This is a genomic window from Streptosporangium heterodermiicola (genome assembly GCF_051390675.1).
Lineage (GTDB): Bacteria > Actinomycetota > Actinomycetes > Streptosporangiales > Streptosporangiaceae > Streptosporangium.
Map to the genome: position 1 here is coordinate 28,819 of NZ_JBPJSR010000035.1, position 15,770 is coordinate 44,588.

General features: G+C 69.8%; 14 protein-coding genes. 5 read left to right on the forward strand and 9 right to left on the reverse strand.

Translation table 11 applies throughout. The features are described 5' to 3' along the window. Positions 1-22 precede the first annotated feature (22 nt). Positions 23-790, forward strand: a complete 768-nt coding sequence (locus ACSC1Q_RS40080; protein WP_436763973.1) for a HalD/BesD family halogenase — start codon at positions 23-25, stop codon at positions 788-790. A gap of 256 nt (positions 791-1,046) precedes the next feature. On the opposite strand, the gene ACSC1Q_RS40085 is transcribed toward ACSC1Q_RS40080, so the two are convergent. The 3 genes from ACSC1Q_RS40085 to ACSC1Q_RS40095 all read right to left on the reverse strand — a co-directional run bounded on the left by ACSC1Q_RS40085 (position 1,047) and on the right by ACSC1Q_RS40095 (position 7,267). Then, on the reverse strand, positions 1,047-5,510 hold the full coding sequence (locus ACSC1Q_RS40085) for a ThuA domain-containing protein (RefSeq protein ID WP_436763974.1): 4,464 nt from the start codon (positions 5,508-5,510) through the stop codon (positions 1,047-1,049). Positions 5,511-5,890: 380 nt separating this feature from the next. Further along, a complete protein-coding gene (locus tag ACSC1Q_RS40090; protein ID WP_436763975.1) occupies positions 5,891-6,841 on the reverse strand; it encodes a hypothetical protein in 951 nt (316 codons plus the stop codon). Between the two features lie 237 nt (positions 6,842-7,078). Then, positions 7,079-7,267: a DUF6203 family protein gene (locus ACSC1Q_RS40095; RefSeq protein WP_436763976.1), complete on the reverse strand. Its 189-nt coding sequence runs from the start codon at positions 7,265-7,267 to the stop codon at positions 7,079-7,081. A gap of 214 nt (positions 7,268-7,481) precedes the next feature. Between ACSC1Q_RS40095 and ACSC1Q_RS40100 the strand changes: the two genes are divergently transcribed. After that, the gene (locus tag ACSC1Q_RS40100; protein ID WP_436763977.1) at positions 7,482-7,952 is read left to right on the forward strand and encodes a hypothetical protein; all 471 of its coding nucleotides are present in this window, start codon (positions 7,482-7,484) and stop codon (positions 7,950-7,952) included. A gap of 49 nt (positions 7,953-8,001) precedes the next feature. Here the strand turns inward: ACSC1Q_RS40100 and ACSC1Q_RS40105 are convergent, their stop codons facing one another. Next, on the reverse strand, positions 8,002-8,793 hold the full coding sequence (locus tag ACSC1Q_RS40105) for a TetR/AcrR family transcriptional regulator (RefSeq protein WP_436763978.1): 792 nt from the start codon (positions 8,791-8,793) through the stop codon (positions 8,002-8,004). Between the two features lie 76 nt (positions 8,794-8,869). On the opposite strand from ACSC1Q_RS40105, the gene ACSC1Q_RS40110 reads away from it, so the two are divergent. Continuing rightward, positions 8,870-11,290, forward strand: a complete 2,421-nt coding sequence (locus tag ACSC1Q_RS40110; protein WP_436764002.1) for an ATP-binding cassette domain-containing protein — start codon at positions 8,870-8,872, stop codon at positions 11,288-11,290. 200 nt (positions 11,291-11,490) lie between these two features. On the opposite strand, the gene ACSC1Q_RS40115 is transcribed toward ACSC1Q_RS40110, so the two are convergent. After that, on the reverse strand, positions 11,491-12,021 hold the full coding sequence (locus ACSC1Q_RS40115) for a TetR/AcrR family transcriptional regulator (RefSeq protein ID WP_436763979.1): 531 nt from the start codon (positions 12,019-12,021) through the stop codon (positions 11,491-11,493). Between the two features lie 185 nt (positions 12,022-12,206). On the opposite strand from ACSC1Q_RS40115, the gene ACSC1Q_RS40120 reads away from it, so the two are divergent. After that, a complete protein-coding gene (locus tag ACSC1Q_RS40120; RefSeq protein ID WP_436763980.1) occupies positions 12,207-12,638 on the forward strand; it encodes a nuclear transport factor 2 family protein in 432 nt (143 codons plus the stop codon). Positions 12,639-12,807: 169 nt separating this feature from the next. On the opposite strand, the gene ACSC1Q_RS40125 is transcribed toward ACSC1Q_RS40120, so the two are convergent. The 4 genes from ACSC1Q_RS40125 to ACSC1Q_RS40140 form a co-directional block, all read right to left on the reverse strand. Next, positions 12,808-13,044, reverse strand: coding sequence for a DUF397 domain-containing protein (locus tag ACSC1Q_RS40125; protein WP_436763981.1), 237 nt, complete (start codon positions 13,042-13,044; stop codon positions 12,808-12,810). Next, positions 13,041-13,337, reverse strand: a complete 297-nt coding sequence (locus tag ACSC1Q_RS40130; RefSeq protein WP_436763982.1) for a Scr1 family TA system antitoxin-like transcriptional regulator — start codon at positions 13,335-13,337, stop codon at positions 13,041-13,043. Before ACSC1Q_RS40130 ends, ACSC1Q_RS40125 begins: the two co-directional genes overlap by 4 nt. After that, positions 13,313-13,501, reverse strand: a complete 189-nt coding sequence (locus tag ACSC1Q_RS40135; RefSeq protein ID WP_436763983.1) for a hypothetical protein — start codon at positions 13,499-13,501, stop codon at positions 13,313-13,315. Before ACSC1Q_RS40135 ends, ACSC1Q_RS40130 begins: the two co-directional genes overlap by 25 nt. A 216-nt stretch (positions 13,502-13,717) precedes the next feature. Continuing rightward, positions 13,718-14,656 carry a cyclase family protein gene (locus tag ACSC1Q_RS40140; RefSeq protein ID WP_436763984.1) on the reverse strand — a complete coding sequence of 313 codons (939 nt, stop codon included), beginning with the start codon at positions 14,654-14,656 and terminating at the stop codon, positions 13,718-13,720. 250 nt (positions 14,657-14,906) lie between these two features. On the opposite strand from ACSC1Q_RS40140, the gene ACSC1Q_RS40145 reads away from it, so the two are divergent. Further along, positions 14,907-15,635, forward strand: coding sequence for a DUF8817 family protein (locus ACSC1Q_RS40145; RefSeq protein WP_436763985.1), 729 nt, complete (start codon positions 14,907-14,909; stop codon positions 15,633-15,635). Positions 15,636-15,770: the final 135 nt, after the last annotated feature.

Here is a 15,770-nt window from a genome sequence, read left to right on the forward strand (position 1 = left end):
ATAACCACGGAGGAGAAACCGCATGCCGACTTCCGACTACGAGACCGGCCTCGGGACGCTCTCACTCGACGACCGGATCGCGGAGCATCTCGAAAAGACCTTTCAGGACCCATGGGAAATCCGCAAATTGTCGCACGATTTCCGCAGGAACGGCTACGTCAAGCTGCGGGACGTGGTCTCCGGCGAGGTGAAGGATCTCGTCTCGGACGAGGTGAACCGGCTGCTCGACCTGCACGCGCGCCGGATCGACATCAACCTCAAGGAGACCAGCAACTCCCCGAGGAAGATGAGCACGGTCAGCCAGCAGTCCATCGCCCAGGACAGCTCCCTCATCCCGGAGCTCTACGACTCCGTCTCCCTCAAGGGCTTCCTCGGGAAGCTGGCCAACGAGCCGGTCGTCAACTGCCCCTGGGACGAGGAGAAGTACGTCATCATCCGCCAGGAGAAGCAGGGCGACACCCACGGCTGGCACTGGGGTGACTTCAGCTTCACCCTCATCTGGATCATGGAGGCGCCGAGCAGCGAGTACGGCGGCATGCTCCAGTGCGTCCCCCACACCAACTGGGTGAAGGAGGACCCCCGGGTCCACGATCACCTCATCAAGCAGCAGATCAGCACCTACGCCCACCAGACGGGCGACATCTACTTCCTGCGCTCCGACACGACGCTGCACCGCACGGTGCCGCTCTCCGAGGACCGCACCCGGATCATCCTCAACACCTGCTGGGGCAGCGAGTCCGACGCCAAGAAGGAGCAGTCGCACGAGACCATGGAGGCGATGTTCAGCTGATGTCCGGCTGAGGTCCCCCGCTCCGGCGGTTCCGGGACACCTGGGAGACCCGGAGGAGCACGGGGAACGCGGGGCACGCGGAAAACGCGGCGCACGCGGGAAACGCGGCGACACAGGGAGTTCAGGGAACACGGGAACACGAATACGACGAGACGGCCCGGTCGGACGACCGGGCCGTCTCGTCGTTCCCGCCCCTCCTCCCGTGCAGGATGCGGGAGAAGGGGCGGGAAGTCCTGAGGCGCAGGGACAGGACGTCCTACGGCGTGCGGACCAGGGTGAAGTCGTCCACGTCGAAGTTCGAGCCGGTGAACACCAGGTAGAGCCTGGCGGTGCCGGAGGGGACTCCGGTGAGCGCGGTGGAGACGTCGGCGTACGACTCCCAGCCCGCGGTCGCCGGCACGGTGACGCTGCCGAGCAGCGGGCCGGTGGGCGAGCCGGTGCGGATCTGGAAGCCGCCGGCCGGGGTGGGCGAGGCGACCCTGGCCCTGAAGGTGGTGACGCCGGTGAGGTTCACCCCGTCGTAGGCGGCCCAGTCACCCGGGTTGACGTAGCCGAGCACGGTGCCGCCGTGCGCGGGGGTGTGCGGGTAGGGCTGCACGCCGTTCGCCTCCGACCAGGCCTCCGCCTGGACGGTCGTGTCACCTCCGGCCGCGCCGAGCTCCTTGATCCTGATGTTGCGGAAGGACACGTCGTCCCCGGCGCCGTGGTTCTGGATGCCCACGTACCCCTGCTGGAGCGAGCGGGCGGGGTCGGTGTTGGTGAAGTCGTTGATCTTCGCGCCGTTGAGGAAGATCTGCAGCCTCTCCCCCTCGACCAGCAGCTCGTAGGTGTTCCACTGCCCCGGCGGGTTGAGCGCGGCGTCCCTGGCCGCCACGTCGGCGGACTTGAAGCCGTAGACGGAGCCGGTGGTCTTGTCGGCGGTGTCGGTGGCGTCGATCTGGATCTCGTAGCCGTTGCCGACCGCCGAGTTGGGGTCGGTGGAGGCGGGGAAGCCGATGAAGACCCCGGAGTTGTCGTCCCCGGCCATCCTCCAGTCCAGCTTCAGCGAGTAGGAGCGGTACTCCTTCGCCTTGTACCAGAACAGGCCCATGCCGCCCTGCGAGGTCAGCGTGGCGTCGGCGTTGGCGAAGCTCCCGGGCCCGGCCTGCTCCCAGCCGGTGACGGAACCGTCGTAGATCGGCGTGTAGCCGTTCTCCGCGCGGCAGTCGGCCTTGGACTTGCCGGTGGCGTAGTTGATGCCGCCCAGCAGGTGCTGGCGGAACGCGGGCTCGGCGAAGGCTGCGGCGGTGTGTCCGCCGCCGGTGTAGAAGGAGCGTCCCCCGTCGTACGCCTTGCACCAGGCGATGGGGTGGTCGGCGCCCATGCCGCCGCCCGTGTAGGTGGACTCGTCCAGGGTGGCGAGCACGCGGGACGCGGTGCGGGCGTTGGTGCGGAAGTCGTACCACTCGTCGGTACGGCTCCAGGTGGCGCCGAGGTGGGCGGTGGACGGGTGGGCCCGGTCCTGCACCTTGACGGTGGCCTGCTGGACGGCGGGGTGGGAGGCGAACCAGGCGCCGACCAGGTTGCCGTACCAGGGCCAGTCGTACTCGGTGTCGGAGGCCGCGTGGACGCCGGCGTAGCCGCCGCCCGCCCTGATGTAGGACTCGAAGGCGGCCTGCTGGCCCGCGTCGAGCACGTCGCCGGTGGTGTTGAGGAAGACGACGGCCTTGTACCTGGCCAGGTTGGCCGCGGTGAAGGCCGCCGGGTCCTCGGTGGCGGCGACGGTGAAGCCCAGGTCCCTGATGGCCTGGATACCGGCGGGGATCGAGTCGTGCCTGAAGCCCGCGGTGCGGGAGAAGACGAGGACGTCACCGGCGCCCGTGCCGGTCCCCGGGTCGGGGTCGGGGGTCGTCCCGCCCGGCAGCGTCCAGTTCTGCGCGGCGCCGCCGTCACAGGTCCTGATGACGAGCTGCGCGGCGTTGGCGCCGTCGAGGCACTTGCCGAGCGCCCTGAGGGTGGAGCCGTTCGCCGTCCAGTTCTGCGCGCCGGTGCCGTTGCAGGTGTAGAGCTGGACCCGGGTGCCGTCGGTGGCGACGCCGCCCGCGACGTCCATGCACTTGCCGAGCGCCCTGAGGGTGGCACCCTCCCTGGACCAGTTCTGCGCGGCGGTGCCGTTGCAGGCGTACAGCTGCACGTTGGTGCCGTCGGCGGTCAGGCCGCCCGCGACGTCGACGCACCTGCCTCCGGCACCGGTGATCCTTCCGGCGACCGGTCCGGTGGTGCCCCCTCCGGTGAAGGTGAAGTCGTCCAGGTCGAACAGCGCGCCCGCGCCGCCGGTGAAGACCAGGGTGAGGTCGGTCGCCCCGGCCGGTGCCCCGGCCAGCGGGGCCGAGACGTCCACGAAGGTCTCCCAGCCGCCGGTCGGCGCCACGGCCACCGTGCCGATCAGGGTGCCGGTCGCCGAGCCCGCGCGGACCTGGATGGAGCCGCCGACGCCCGCAGAGGAGACCCGGGCGTCGATCTTCGTGGCCCCGGCCAGCTCGTAGCCCTTGAAGGTGATCGAGTCGCCGTTGTGGACGTCGCCCACGGTCCGGCCGCCGTGCGCGGCCGTCTTGGTGATGAGCGAGACCCCGGACATGGTCGCGTAGTGCTCGGCCTGGCGCTTCCTGGGCTGCAGGATGTGCTGGGTGTGGGTGGTCAGGCCGCCCAGGTCGGTGTACTCGGCGTCGAAGACCGCGAAGATGTTCGCCGCGTCGTCGTGCTCACCGTCGACCGGGATCGCCAGGTCGCCCGAGCAGCCGTTCTTGGAGGTGATCTGGTGGCCGTGGGTGTCGTGGCCCAGCACGTAGGTCATCTTGACCTTCGCGCAGTCGACGGTGCCGTCCTCGGGGTCGGTCACCTTGACGGTGAACGGCACGGTGTCGCCCCACTGGAACAGCTGTCCCTGGCGCGGCCTCTCGATGGTCACCGTGGGCGCGGTGTTGCCGACCGTGATGGGCACGCTCGCGGTGCCGGTGGCGCCGAGGGGGTCGCGCACGGTGAGCGTGGCGGTGTAGTTGCCGTTGGCCGTGTACGTCTTGACGGGGTTGGCGGCGGTGGAGGTGGTCCCGTCGCCGAAGGCCCAGGCGTAGGTGATGGCCTGCCCGTCGGGGTCGGCGGAACCGGCCGAGGAGAAGGTGACGGCCAGCGGGCTCCTGCCCGAGGTCTTGTCGGCCTTGGCCACCGCTACGGGCGCGCGGTTCACGCCCTTGACGTACTCGACGCGGTAGAGCGCGGAGTTGGCGTCGCCGCCGAAGTAGCCGGAGCCGTAGTCGAGCACGTAGAGCGCGCCGTCGGGGCCGAAGGCGAGGTCCATCACCTGGGTGCCGGTCCACGGGAAGCCCGCGATGGCGCCGCGTGAGCCGTCGGTGCCCACCTCGATCGCCTTGATCCACCTGCGGCCGAACTCACCGGCGAAGAAGTGGCCGTTGAGCTCCTGGGGGAACTTGACGGTGGAGTTCAGCGCGGCGTCGTAGCGGTAGACGGGGCCGCCCATCGGCGACTCGGAGCCGCCGCCGAACTCCGGCGGGGTACCGGCGTCGCCGCCGTACCTGATCCAGGCGGGCTTGGCGGGCGGCAGCTTCGCCAGGCCGGTGTTGCGGAAGGAGTCGTTGGTCGCGCCGCCCGCGGCGCAGTCGTACTTCGCGCCCGCGGGGCCCGAGGGGAAGGTGTACTCGCCGTAGGTCTCGGCCAGGGTGTTGGTCCCGGTGCAGTACGGCCAGCCGTAGTTGCCTGGCCCGGTCACCCGGTTGAACTCGACCTGGCCGCTGGGCCCGCGGGCGGCGTCGGTGCTGCCCGAGTCGGGGCCGTAGTCGCCGACGTAGACGACGCCGGTGGCCTTGTCGACGCTGAGCCGGAACGGGTTGCGGAAGCCCATCGCGTAGATCTCGGGCCTGGTGCCCGCCGTGCCGGGCGCGAAGAGGTTGCCCGAGGGGACGGTGTAGGCGCCGGTGGCCGGGTTCACCTTGACGCGCAGGATCTTGCCGCGCAGGTCGTTGGTGTTGCCGGAGGTGCGCTGGGCGTCGTAGACGGGGTTGCGGTTGGTGCGCTCGTCGATGGGCGAGTAACCGGCCGAGTCGAAGGGGTTGGTGTCGTCGCCGGTGGACAGGTACAGGTTGCCCTGGGCGTCGAAGTCCATGTCGCCGCCGACGTGGCAGCACATGCCACGGTCGGCCGCGACCTCCAGCACCGTCCGCTCGCTCGCGGCGTCGAGCGTCCAGTCGGCCTTGACGGTGAAGCGCGACAGCCGGTTCACGCCCTGCCACGCCGTCCAGTCGGTGCCGGTGGCGGGGGCGTCACCCCCGGGGGTGTTCAGCTTCGGCGCGTAGTACAGGTAGATCGTCCTGTTCGTGGCGAAGCCGGGGTCGGCGGCGACGCCCTGCAGGCCCTCCTCGTCGTGGGTGTAGACGGGCAGCGTGCCGACGACGGCCGTCTCCCCTGCCGCGCTGGTACGGCGCAGGTTGCCGTCGCGCGAGGTGTGCAGCACCGACCGGTCGGGCAGCACGGCCATGGTCATGGGCTCGCCCATCTCGGCGGCGCCCTTGGCCAGTTCCACCCTCTGGTAGTCGGCCGGGTCGATCGCGGCGACCGCCTGCGCGGGCGCGGCCGCGGTGAGCACGGTCGCTCCGGTGAAGGCCAGGAGCATCGCGCAGAACTGCGCGATCCTCCGGCGAGGGTGGGTCGATCTCCGCCTGGGGGGCATGGCGGGGTTTCCCTTCGGTCGGCACTACACGTCCCGGCACGGAACGGGACTTATGTCGTATATGTTTCGCGACGCTAGATCGAACTTATGCCGACTGTCAATGAAAGTCCGGTCAGCAAATACATAACTAGGCAGACAAAAACTCCCATATGTCGCACAAAGTATAAAAAGACTCACGGCCGACCGGAATGACCGGCCGGCCGTCGCTCCGGCCAGTCGCTCCGGCCGACGATGACGTGACGCGTATCCGAGACGCGTACCCGAAACAAACAGGGGGTGACCGGCCGGCTCGGAGCTCGGCGAGAAGCCCGCCCGAGACCGACGCGGACTCCGGCGAGGAAACCCGGAACGGACCGGCTCGAACTCCGGCGCGGACCGGCTCAGACTCCGGCGAGGAACGCCGCGGAGACCGGCCGCATGGTCGGCAGGAGAGCGAGCAGTTCCGCCTCGCTCGCCTGGACGCTCTCGATCTGGATCAGGGCGTCCCCCTGCCGGGCGAACACCCCGACCATCGTCGCGGGGGCGCGGCGGACCCAGCGGTCACCCGCGACGGCCCGGCACGGCTCGCCCTCGCTCCCCCAGACTCCGGAGGGGTACGGCGAGGCGCACGCCGCGGCGGGGGTGGCGGCGGAGCCGGGTCGGACGAACACCGTGATCTCCGACCAGTTCCCGTTCGGCGCGTCCATGCGCCCGCGCCGGTACGCGAGCCGGATCGACGGCCCGTCCCCGTCCTCGTCGGCAAAACCGGTGACACCGGTGGAGCCGGTAAAGATCTCCACTCGGGAGAGCCGGTGGCCGGGGACCTCGGGGGCGAGCAGCGGGACGCCGAGCCGTTCGAATCCGCGCGTCCGGTACCAGTCGCCGACCGGGTCCCGCAGCTGGGCGGAGACCAGCGGGAACGCGACGAGCAGCCCGGCGACGGCGATCCGCGGCCACAGGACGCCGTCCGTGCTGATCACCCAGGTCACGGCGGCGTAGCCGGCCACTCCGGCGAGCACGTAGACCCCGCCGAGCAGCGGCTCGGGGAAACCGTGGACGCGCGGGTCGGGGACGAACACCAGCAGGGCCGGCGCCAGGAACCCCCCGGCGACCGGACCGGCGGGCGTCACGGCCCCCCAGCGCGGCAGCCGGGCCAGTTTGGCCAGTACGGCGCCCAGGGGGAAGGGGACCAGGATCATCGCGAAGGAGTGGAGGATCGTGTCGAGCCCGTGGCCCTTGAGCGCGGAGTCCACCCAGATGGCGGCGACGACGAGACCGACCCCCAGGCCGACGAGAGCTCCCCTGCCGACCAGAGCCCCCCGGCCGGCCACCCTGTGCGTCGTTTCCCTCATGTCCCGATGATGCGCCCCGGATGAGCGGCGCGACAGCGTCCACCTACTCAGTCACTCCCTGAGTAGCCGAACCCGGCGGGCGACCACCCCGGGCGCGTCGGCAGGGCGCGGACCCGGCGGGGTTCCGTCGCCCCGCTCTCCCCGTTCCCGCCCGCGTCGGCGCGGCTCCGTCGCCCCGTCCCCGCCTCGGACGGGCCGCCCATCTCGGACGGCCGCCCGTCTCGGGGGACCGGGATCTCAGCGCCTGCCGGAGCGGGGCGGGCGTCCGCTTCCCCGCGTCACGTATCCCCGCCCACCGCGCCCGGTCTGCTCCTGCTCACGCTGCCTGCGCCGCCGCCCCAGGAACCAGCCCACCCCCAGGATCGCCAGCCCGAACGGCGTGCGGGCCAGCCAGCGTGCCACCACGACCTTGAAAAACTTTTTCATGAGGTGTTCCTGCCCCACGACGGTCCGGTTAGGCGCTGCTCACGTCGAGGCCGGGCCCGGCGCGCGGGCCGTCCACCGCCGAAACGCCCAGCACCCGGCGCCCGGCGGGATGGAACCCGGGGGCCGACGCCAGAACGAAACGGAACCCGGGGACCCCTCCCACCCGTTCTCGAACCGGGGGTCCTCATCACCGGCGCGGACGGGAGCCTGCGGCATGGAGGAGCGGAACGGCTGCGGCACGGGCTGCCTTGTGATCCTGATCGTGATGGCGCTGCCGGCGGCGCTGCTGATGGCGACGTTGTTCGGTTTGACGACCTTCGACGGCACGCTGCTGGAGATACGTGCCGCCAAACGCGAGGGCGCCATGGGCGCCTTCACCGCCGAGGAGCTGAAGTGCCAGGGCCGTGGCCCCTGCCACTGGTCGGGTTCCTACCTGCCCGACGACGGCCTGTCGGACTCGCGGGAGGTCTGGATCTACGGTTACGAGGCGCACGAACTGTCCGTGGGGGATCGGGTACGAGCCCTGGACGCGGGTCACGAGTTAAAGGTGCACAGACCGGGCTACTTCGACCCCGTCGGCCTGCTGTTCTTCGGCGCGTTCGCCCTCTTCTTCCTGCTCGGCCCCGGGTATCTGATACGGCGCGCGCTCTGGAGACGCCGGTCGTCCGCCTCACCCCCGGCGTGAACGGATCCGGTGGCGCCTCCCGTACGCCGGAGCGGGCCATCGGGACCCCTCAGGCCCCGGCCCTGCTCACCGTCGCCTCGATCCCGTCCAGGAGGATGGCGAGCCCGGCGGCGAAGGTGTCCCTGCCCTCCTGTTCCAGGTAGGGGAGGGTCTCGTCCTGGGACCGGTAGGCGCCCTCGTCGTCGAGCCAGGTCAGTGTCGGGAACCGCTCGCGGAAGTCGGGCGCGACCTCCGTCAGCAGGGCCGAGCGGGCGTACCACCATTCCTCGTCCGACACCCCGGTCTCCACCGGGGCCTGCCGCGACTCGGCGACCGTCTGCGCCGCCCCGCGCACGAAGTAGAACAGCGTCCCGACGACGTACCGCAGCTTCCCGGCCCCCAGCCCGGTCTCGCGGAGGATCCGCAGCGCCTCCTCGATCATGACGTACTCGTTGGGACCCAGCACGGGACGCGCCTGCGACACCTGCAGCACCCACGGATGCCGTACGTAGAACTCCCACGTCTCCTGCGCCCAGGCGGTCACCGCCGCCCGCCAGCCACCGGCCAGGTCGTGGCGGGTGGAGAGCTCGGCGAGGGCCCGGTCGTACATCAGGTCGACCAGCTCGCTCTTGCTGGGGACGTAGGTGTAGAGGGCCATCGCCGTGCGCCCGAGCCGCTCGCCCACCGCGCGCATGGAGAGCGCGGCCATCCCCTCCGCGTCGGCGATGGCGACGGCCGTGTCCACGATCAGATCCACGCTCAGGCCGGGCTTGGGCCCGGGGCGTGTGTCGTTCGACCTCGTGGTACGCCACAGCAGCGCCATCGAACGGCGCGCGTCGCCCTGTCCGGCGAAGACGACCACTTGCAACTCCTTACGGCATAAACTAACTTGGCCGGGCCAACTCTTTACAGCCTAAGGATATCAAGTGAGAAGGTTCGTGTTCCCACCCGCCACCCCGGCTCGCGCTCGCGGCCCGCGACACGGCCGGGCCGCCGCGGACAGCCACGACGTGATCGAGGTCCGCGGCGCCAGGGAGAACAACCTGGCCGACATCTCGCTGGACATTCCCAAGCGGCGGCTCACCGTCTTCACCGGGGTCTCCGGCTCCGGGAAGTCCTCCCTCGTCTTCGGCACCATCGCGGCCGAGTCGCAGCGCCTGATCAACGAGACCTACACGGCCTTCATCCAGTCGTTCATGCAGAGCCAGGGACGTCCCGACGTCGACGCCCTGCGCAACCTGAGCGCGGCGATCGTCGTCGACCAGGAGCGGATGGGCGCCAACTCCCGCTCCACGGTCGGCACGGCGACCGACGCGCAGACGATGCTGCGGATCGTCTTCAGCCGGATCGGAACCCCCCACGTCGGCACCTCCAGCGCCTTCAGCTTCAACAGCGCCGAGGGCATGTGCCCGGAGTGCGAGGGGCTAGGCCGGGTGTCGGACGTCGACGTCTCCCAGCTCGTCGACGTCGACCTCTCGCTCAACGAGGGCGCGATCACCGCCCCCAACTTCACCGTGGACTCGTGGTACTGGCAGGGCCTGGCCAACTCCGGGTTCTTCGACCCCGACACGAAGCTGAGGGACTACACCCCGGCCCAGTGGGAGGACTTCCTCCACAAACCCGCCACCAAAATCAAAATCGGCACGATGAACACCACCTACGAGGGGCTCCTGGTCAAGGTACGGCGGCTCTATCTCGCCAAGGACCGGGAGTCGATGCAGCCCCACATCCGGGCGTTCGTGGACCGGGCCGTGACGTTCACGAGCTGTCACGCGTGCGGCGGCAGCAGGCTCAACCCCGCCGCGCTGGGCTCGAAGATCGACGGCCGCAACATCGCCGACTGCGCGGCCATGCAGATCAGCGACCTGGCCGGGTTCGTCCGGGGCATCGAGGACGCGTCGGTGGGGCCGTTGGTCGCCACCCTGCGCGGCACGCTGGAGTCGCTGGTCGAGATCGGCCTGGGCTACCTGAGCCTGGACCGCGAGTCGTCCACGCTGTCCGGGGGCGAGGCCCAGCGGGTGAAGATGGTCCGCCACCTCGGCTCCAGCCTGACCGACGTCACCTACGTCTTCGACGAGCCCACGGTGGGGCTGCACCCGCACGACATCGAGCGGATGAACAACCTGCTGCTGCTCCTGCGCGACAAGGGCAACACGGTCCTGGTCGTCGAGCACAAGCCGGAGACGATCGAGATCGCCGACCACGTGATCGACCTGGGCCCGGGGGCGGGCTCGTCCGGCGGGCGGGTGTGCTTCACCGGTGACGTGGCCGCGCTCCGGCGCTCGGACTCCCTGACGGGCCGCCACCTGGACCACCGGGCCCGCCTGCGCGAGAAGGTACGGACGCCGCGCGGGCAGCTGTCGATCACCGGCGCCACCCTGCACAACCTCAAGGACGTGAGCGTCGACATCCCGCTGGGCGTGCTCACCGTCGTCACCGGCGTCGCCGGGTCCGGCAAGAGCTCGCTGATCCACGGCTCGCTTCCCCGCAGGGAGGGGGTCGCCGTGGTCGACCAGACCGCGATCCGCGGGTCCCGCCGCAGCAACCCGGCCACCTACACCGGGCTGCTCGACCCGATCCGCACCGCCTTCGCGAAGACCAACGGGGTCAAGGCGGCCCTGTTCAGCGCGAACTCCGAGGGCGCCTGCCCCAACTGCAAGGGCATCGGCCTCGTCTACACCGACCTCGCCATGATGGCCGGGGTCGCGTCGGTGTGCGAGCAGTGCGAGGGCAGGCGGTTCACGCCCGAGGTGCTCACCCACAAGCTGCGCGGCAAGGACATCAGCGAGGTGCTCGGCATGTCGGTGACCGAGGCCCGCGACTTCTTCGCCCCCGGTACGGGTCCTTCGGGTCCTTCGGGCGCGGGGGCCTCGAAGGTGAGCTTCGGCGCGGCGCGGGCCGTCCTCGACCGGCTCTCCGATGTGGGCCTCGGCTACCTCGGCCTCGGCCAGCCGCTCACCACCCTGTCCGGGGGTGAGCGGCAGCGGCTCAAGCTGGCCATCCGGATGGCGGAGAAGGCCACGACGTACGTGCTGGACGAGCCGACCACCGGCCTGCACCTGGCCGACGTGGACCAGCTGCTCGCCCTGCTCGACCGGATCGTCGACGACGGCAACACGGTCGTCGTCATCGAGCACCACCAGGCCGTGATGGCCCACGCCGACTGGATCGTCGACCTCGGCCCCGGAGCCGGACACGACGGCGGCCGGATCGTCTTCACCGGCACCCCGGCCGACCTCGTCTCGGCAGGAGACTCCCTCACCGCCCGGCACCTGCGCACCTACCTGGGAAAGAACGCCGACCGGGAGGACCGGAAGGAGAACCTCGCCGGAGCGCGGGACACCATGGCGAACGCCTGAGCCCGAGGCTGCCAGACGGTGACGCCGCTCACGGCGCAGGTGAGAGTCCCCACCATGACGGGGACTCTCACCTCAGGCGACCACCGAACAGAATCGGCGGGTCTCAGATGTCGAACTCGCCGCCCTTGACGCCGCCCGGGAACGCCGACCACTCACCATGCTCGGCACCGGACTGCGGCGCGCCGAAATCGCCGGCCTGGTCATCGCTGGACGCCGCCGTGATGCAGTCCGCTCATGAGGAGGGCGAGCAGGCGGTCGGCTTGAGCTGAGCTGTCCGGGGTGTCCTGGGCGGCCCAGGCGATAGCGCCGACCATCTTCAGCACATCCACTTCGTCCGCATCGGCGATGACGACGCCTGCTTGCCGCGCCCGCGCCAGCAACGCGGCCCCCACCTCGAACAACTCCGCATGCCAGGTCGATACCAGCCCATTCCCGCGGTCGAGCGCCGAGTTCATCACCGCGGCCGACAGACCTCGATAGGTCAAGGCATGCGTGAGCGCAGCACGCAGCCAGGTGGACAACGCGTCGAATTCGTCCTCGACCGTCAGCAGCTCGCGACCAAGGCCGACCAATTCCGCTATCTGCTCGGCGAGCACCGCCTCTATGAGATCCAGCCGAGTAGGGAAATGCCGATACAGCGTTCCGCTGGCCAGCCCTGCCTGCCGAGCGATCTCATCCAAGGAGGCGTCCACGCCGAACTCGGCGAACGCGATTCGCGCCTGCTCGACCAACTGCCCGTGGTTACGTCGGGCGTCTGCACGCATCGGACGCCCGGCATGCGATCGCGAACCTTGGCCTGCCAGCGCAATCACCACACCTTTGCTAAACGGGGACACAGTCCGCTACCGTTTTCATCTAACCGGACCATGCCTCACTTTACTGGCATGACTCACCCGAAGCAGGGAGGGCCGCCCTCATGGCACTGTCAGATCAAGAGCAAAAAGCCGGCGCGCGTGAGGTTCTGGAGCGTTTCCGCCAAGCCGCTATCAGCCAGTCCGTCGATGACATGAGCCGCGTGCACGCGGTCGACGCGGTCCACGAGTTCCCGTTCACACGCCCGGGTCTGCCGTCCCGGCTTGAGGGCCGGGACGAAATCGTGAACTGGATAGCCACAGGATGGAAAAGCTACCCGCTGAAGTTCGAGCGTTACCGCACTCTTGCCATCCATGACACCAACGATCCGGAAACGATCATCGTCGAGCAGGAAGCTCTTGGGACCAGCGCGTCCACCGGCGAGTTCGCGCTTCCCAACATCGTTGTGCTCACCGTACGCAACGGGCAGATCGCCCATCTGCGTGACTACGTCAACATCCTGGCAGCCGCAGCCGCCATGGGAGGCGATACATGAGAGCGCCACCACATCACCATCGTCACCCACGAGAATCGCTATTTCGCCGCATGCCGTACCGGCACCCCTGCCGTGGCGGGCGACAACCACTGGCCGGTTTTCATATCCCCGAGAGCATCTGGGCCGCCTTCGTCGCCACCATCACTCTCAACTCGGCGTTCTTGCAAGCTCAGGGGCGTCGGAGCTCGCCACGTTCGATGCCGCCGGTGAAGGCGTCGTACTCGGCGCCGGTGAACAGGTGCGGAGCCTTCTCGGGATTCTTGGAGTCGCGCTGGGCCACGATGCCCCGTTCCAGGAAGGCCATCTGGACGCAGTTGGTGCCGCCGCCGCTGAGACTGCCGGTGCGCCAGCGGGCGTCGCGGAGTTGGGCTTTGATCCAGTCGGGATCAAGAGTGTTCTTGTTCATGAGAGGTCCTTGGCGATCGTGGTGAGAGGCGATATCGACGCCTTCGGTGGCAGGGCGTCGGACTTCAACAGGTCGCTGGTGGTGCGGTAGAGCTCGACGGCCTCGGGTTCGTTCAGGTGCAGGGAGGCACGCGGGGACTCGATGCACACGAGGTCGCGGCCCGTGGGAAACGACATGAGCGTGAAGGGGCCGTCCATTCCCGCGTGGGCTCCGGCGGAGAACGGCAGGACCTGGATCGTGACGGCGGGGTTGGTGCGGGCGAGGTGTGTCAGGTGTTCGGGCTGGGCGCGCATGCAAGCCCGTCCGCCGACTTCCTGACGTAGCAGGCCTCGGGGAGCACCGTCCAGATCTTCAGCGGAGATCGGCGCTCCGGCATGGTGCGCCGATGCTCCAGCCGCAGTGCCACGAAGTGGTCGATGTCCTCGGGGGTCCTCCAGACGCGGCTGCCTTCGGTCACCGCGCGGGCGTATTCGGCCGGTCCGCCCGGAGTCGCAGGTCGGCGGGGGCCCGCGCTGAGGCGGGCCGGTCTCGTCCCGAGAGCACCGCGACACCTCGCCCTGAGGCGCTCATACCGTCTGGTTCCCGGCCGGCACGGCGTGTTCTCACCGGTCACGACCGCGTTCCGGGTGCGGGCCGGGTCCTTCACGGTGTCGCGCCTCCTCGCGAACCGCGGTCAGAAGGTGGCGATCGGGTTGACCGGGCTGCCGGACGTACCGGCGAAGCGGACCGGCGCGACCGCGAGGTGGAAGTCCCACTGGCCGAGCTCGGCGGCCGTCGTCGCGCACGCCTCCAGGTCGCAGTTGTCGAGCAGCCACAGACCCATCGCGACGAGGCTCACGGCGTGAACCGGCATCAACACGTCTTCGTACCCCGAGGGCTGAACGTCCTGGGGGGTGTCGGCGCCGATCAGCGCGACCTCCCGTTCGCGCAGCCACGGCAGGCAGGACGCGTGCCACCCGGCCTGCGCGAAACCGCCGGCCGCACCGCCCTCGTGCCGGACGCGGCCGTGGCCGGTCCGCAGGAGTACCGCGTCGCCGGATCGCACCCGCACCCCCTGGCGACGCTCGGCCTCCTCCAGGTCTTCGGGAAACACACCCTGCCCCGGTTCCAGCCACGGCACGTCCCGCACGCTCGCGACGTCCAGCAGGACACCACGCGTGACGATCCCGTTCGCCGCCGCCGTGACGGACGCCCACGCCGATCCCGTCGCGGCGTCGACCAGCGAGTGCGGCCGCCCGTTGTACATCGTGCCGTCCCAGAAGATGTGGCACGGCGAGTCGACGTGGGTGAGGGTGTTGCCGTGGAACGTGACGCCGAGCCGCTCGGACGAGAAGCCCCAGCGCCGGTCGTTGTGGAACCCCGGTGCCGGCATGTTCTCGGCGCCCGGCATGTCGGCGGCGCACGGGCACGTCGTCGTCGACCGCTCCATGTCCTCCGGTACGGCGACCTCCCACGCGCACGACACGCTCCTGCCGTGGCGCACGGCCCGCGCCGCCGCCAGCCGGACGTCGTCGGTGATGTGGTTCAGAGTGCCGCGTTCGTCGTCGTCGCCCCACCGTCCCCAGTTCGACAGCGTGTCGAAGTATCCGAGCACGTCGTCCTGTGTGGGCATCGGTCGCCCTGCCGTCATCCCAGCATCGACTCCTCCGGTCACGTGGTTCGAGACACCGCAGGCAGGGTATCCCGCCCGCTCCCTCGACATGACCTCGCCGGGGCCGGAGAGACGGTGTGAGCGACCTCGATCCACCCTCCGGCGGGCCCGTGTCCACCCCCGCCCGTTCCCGATCCGCAGTGGAACGATCCATATGCGAGGTTCACCGCGGGGTGCGAGCATCGCCGGACGACCCGAAAGGTGGAATGACGTGGGTGAGATCGCGGTTCGGCCGAACGAGACGACGGTGCCGTTGATGCCGTGCGCCTCTGTGGAGGAGACCTTGGCGTTCTACGAGACGCTGGGGTTCCGGGCGACGTACAAGCAGAGCAGGCCCTATGTCTACCTGGCACTGCGGTGGAGCGGGTTCCAGCTGGACTTCGGCCCGGCGCCCGAAGGGCTGGATCCGGCCCGGGAGGAGTCGGGAGGCTGCCTGGTCATGGTCGACGACGTGGCGCCGTACCATGCGGCGTTCGTCGCGGCGATGCGGCGGGTCCACGGCAAGGTGCTCGGTTCGGGCCTGCCGCGGATCACCCGCTACCGGCCAGGCGCGTCCCGGTTCACGCTGATCGATCCGTCCGGGAACTCGATCATATTCATCCAGCGTGACGAGCCCGCCGAACTGGAGTACGGCGGCTCGAAAAAGCTGACGGGCCTGGCCAGGGCGCTCGACAACGCCCGGATCCTGCGCGAGTTCAAGAACGACGACCTGCAGGCTTTTCGCGCGCTCAAGTCGGCGGTGCGCAGGCATGGCGCGGACGCCCCGGTGGTCGAGCGGGCCATCGCCCTGTGCCACCTCGTCGACCTGGCCATGGTCCTCGGCGAGCCCGCCGATCCATGGAGCGCCGATTTACGTGGTCTGGAACTCACCACCGGCGACAGGCGACGTATCGAGTCGGAGCTCGGGCATCTCCCCGGACTTCAGGACTGGCTTCCGTGAAAGGGGCGGGCGCCACTTCGCGATCGGTCACCCACCACGTGGTGACGCGATGGATCCGCCGGGAACGTGGGGCGACCTGTCGCCACGGGTGAGCGGCGCGTCCGTGTCGCCGTGAGGTCGTTTCCCGGGAGGCCC

Bases quoted from the DNA above. Each gene is read 5' to 3' on its own strand.
- ACSC1Q_RS40080 (WP_436763973.1), top strand. From the start codon at position 23: ATGCCGACTTCCGACTACGAGACCGGCCTCGGGACGCTCTCACTCGAC.
- ACSC1Q_RS40085 (WP_436763974.1), bottom strand. From the start codon at position 5,510: ATGCCCCCCAGGCGGAGATCGACCCACCCTCGCCGGAGGATCGCGCAG.
- ACSC1Q_RS40090 (WP_436763975.1), bottom strand. From the start codon at position 6,841: ATGAGGGAAACGACGCACAGGGTGGCCGGCCGGGGGGCTCTGGTCGGC.
- ACSC1Q_RS40095 (WP_436763976.1), bottom strand. From the start codon at position 7,267: ATGAAAAAGTTTTTCAAGGTCGTGGTGGCACGCTGGCTGGCCCGCACG.
- ACSC1Q_RS40100 (WP_436763977.1), top strand. From the start codon at position 7,482: ATGGAGGAGCGGAACGGCTGCGGCACGGGCTGCCTTGTGATCCTGATC.
- ACSC1Q_RS40120 (WP_436763980.1), top strand. From the start codon at position 12,207: ATGGCACTGTCAGATCAAGAGCAAAAAGCCGGCGCGCGTGAGGTTCTG.
- ACSC1Q_RS40125 (WP_436763981.1), bottom strand. From the start codon at position 13,044: ATGAACAAGAACACTCTTGATCCCGACTGGATCAAAGCCCAACTCCGC.
- ACSC1Q_RS40130 (WP_436763982.1), bottom strand. From the start codon at position 13,337: ATGCGCGCCCAGCCCGAACACCTGACACACCTCGCCCGCACCAACCCC.
- ACSC1Q_RS40140 (WP_436763984.1), bottom strand. From the start codon at position 14,656: ATGCCCACACAGGACGACGTGCTCGGATACTTCGACACGCTGTCGAAC.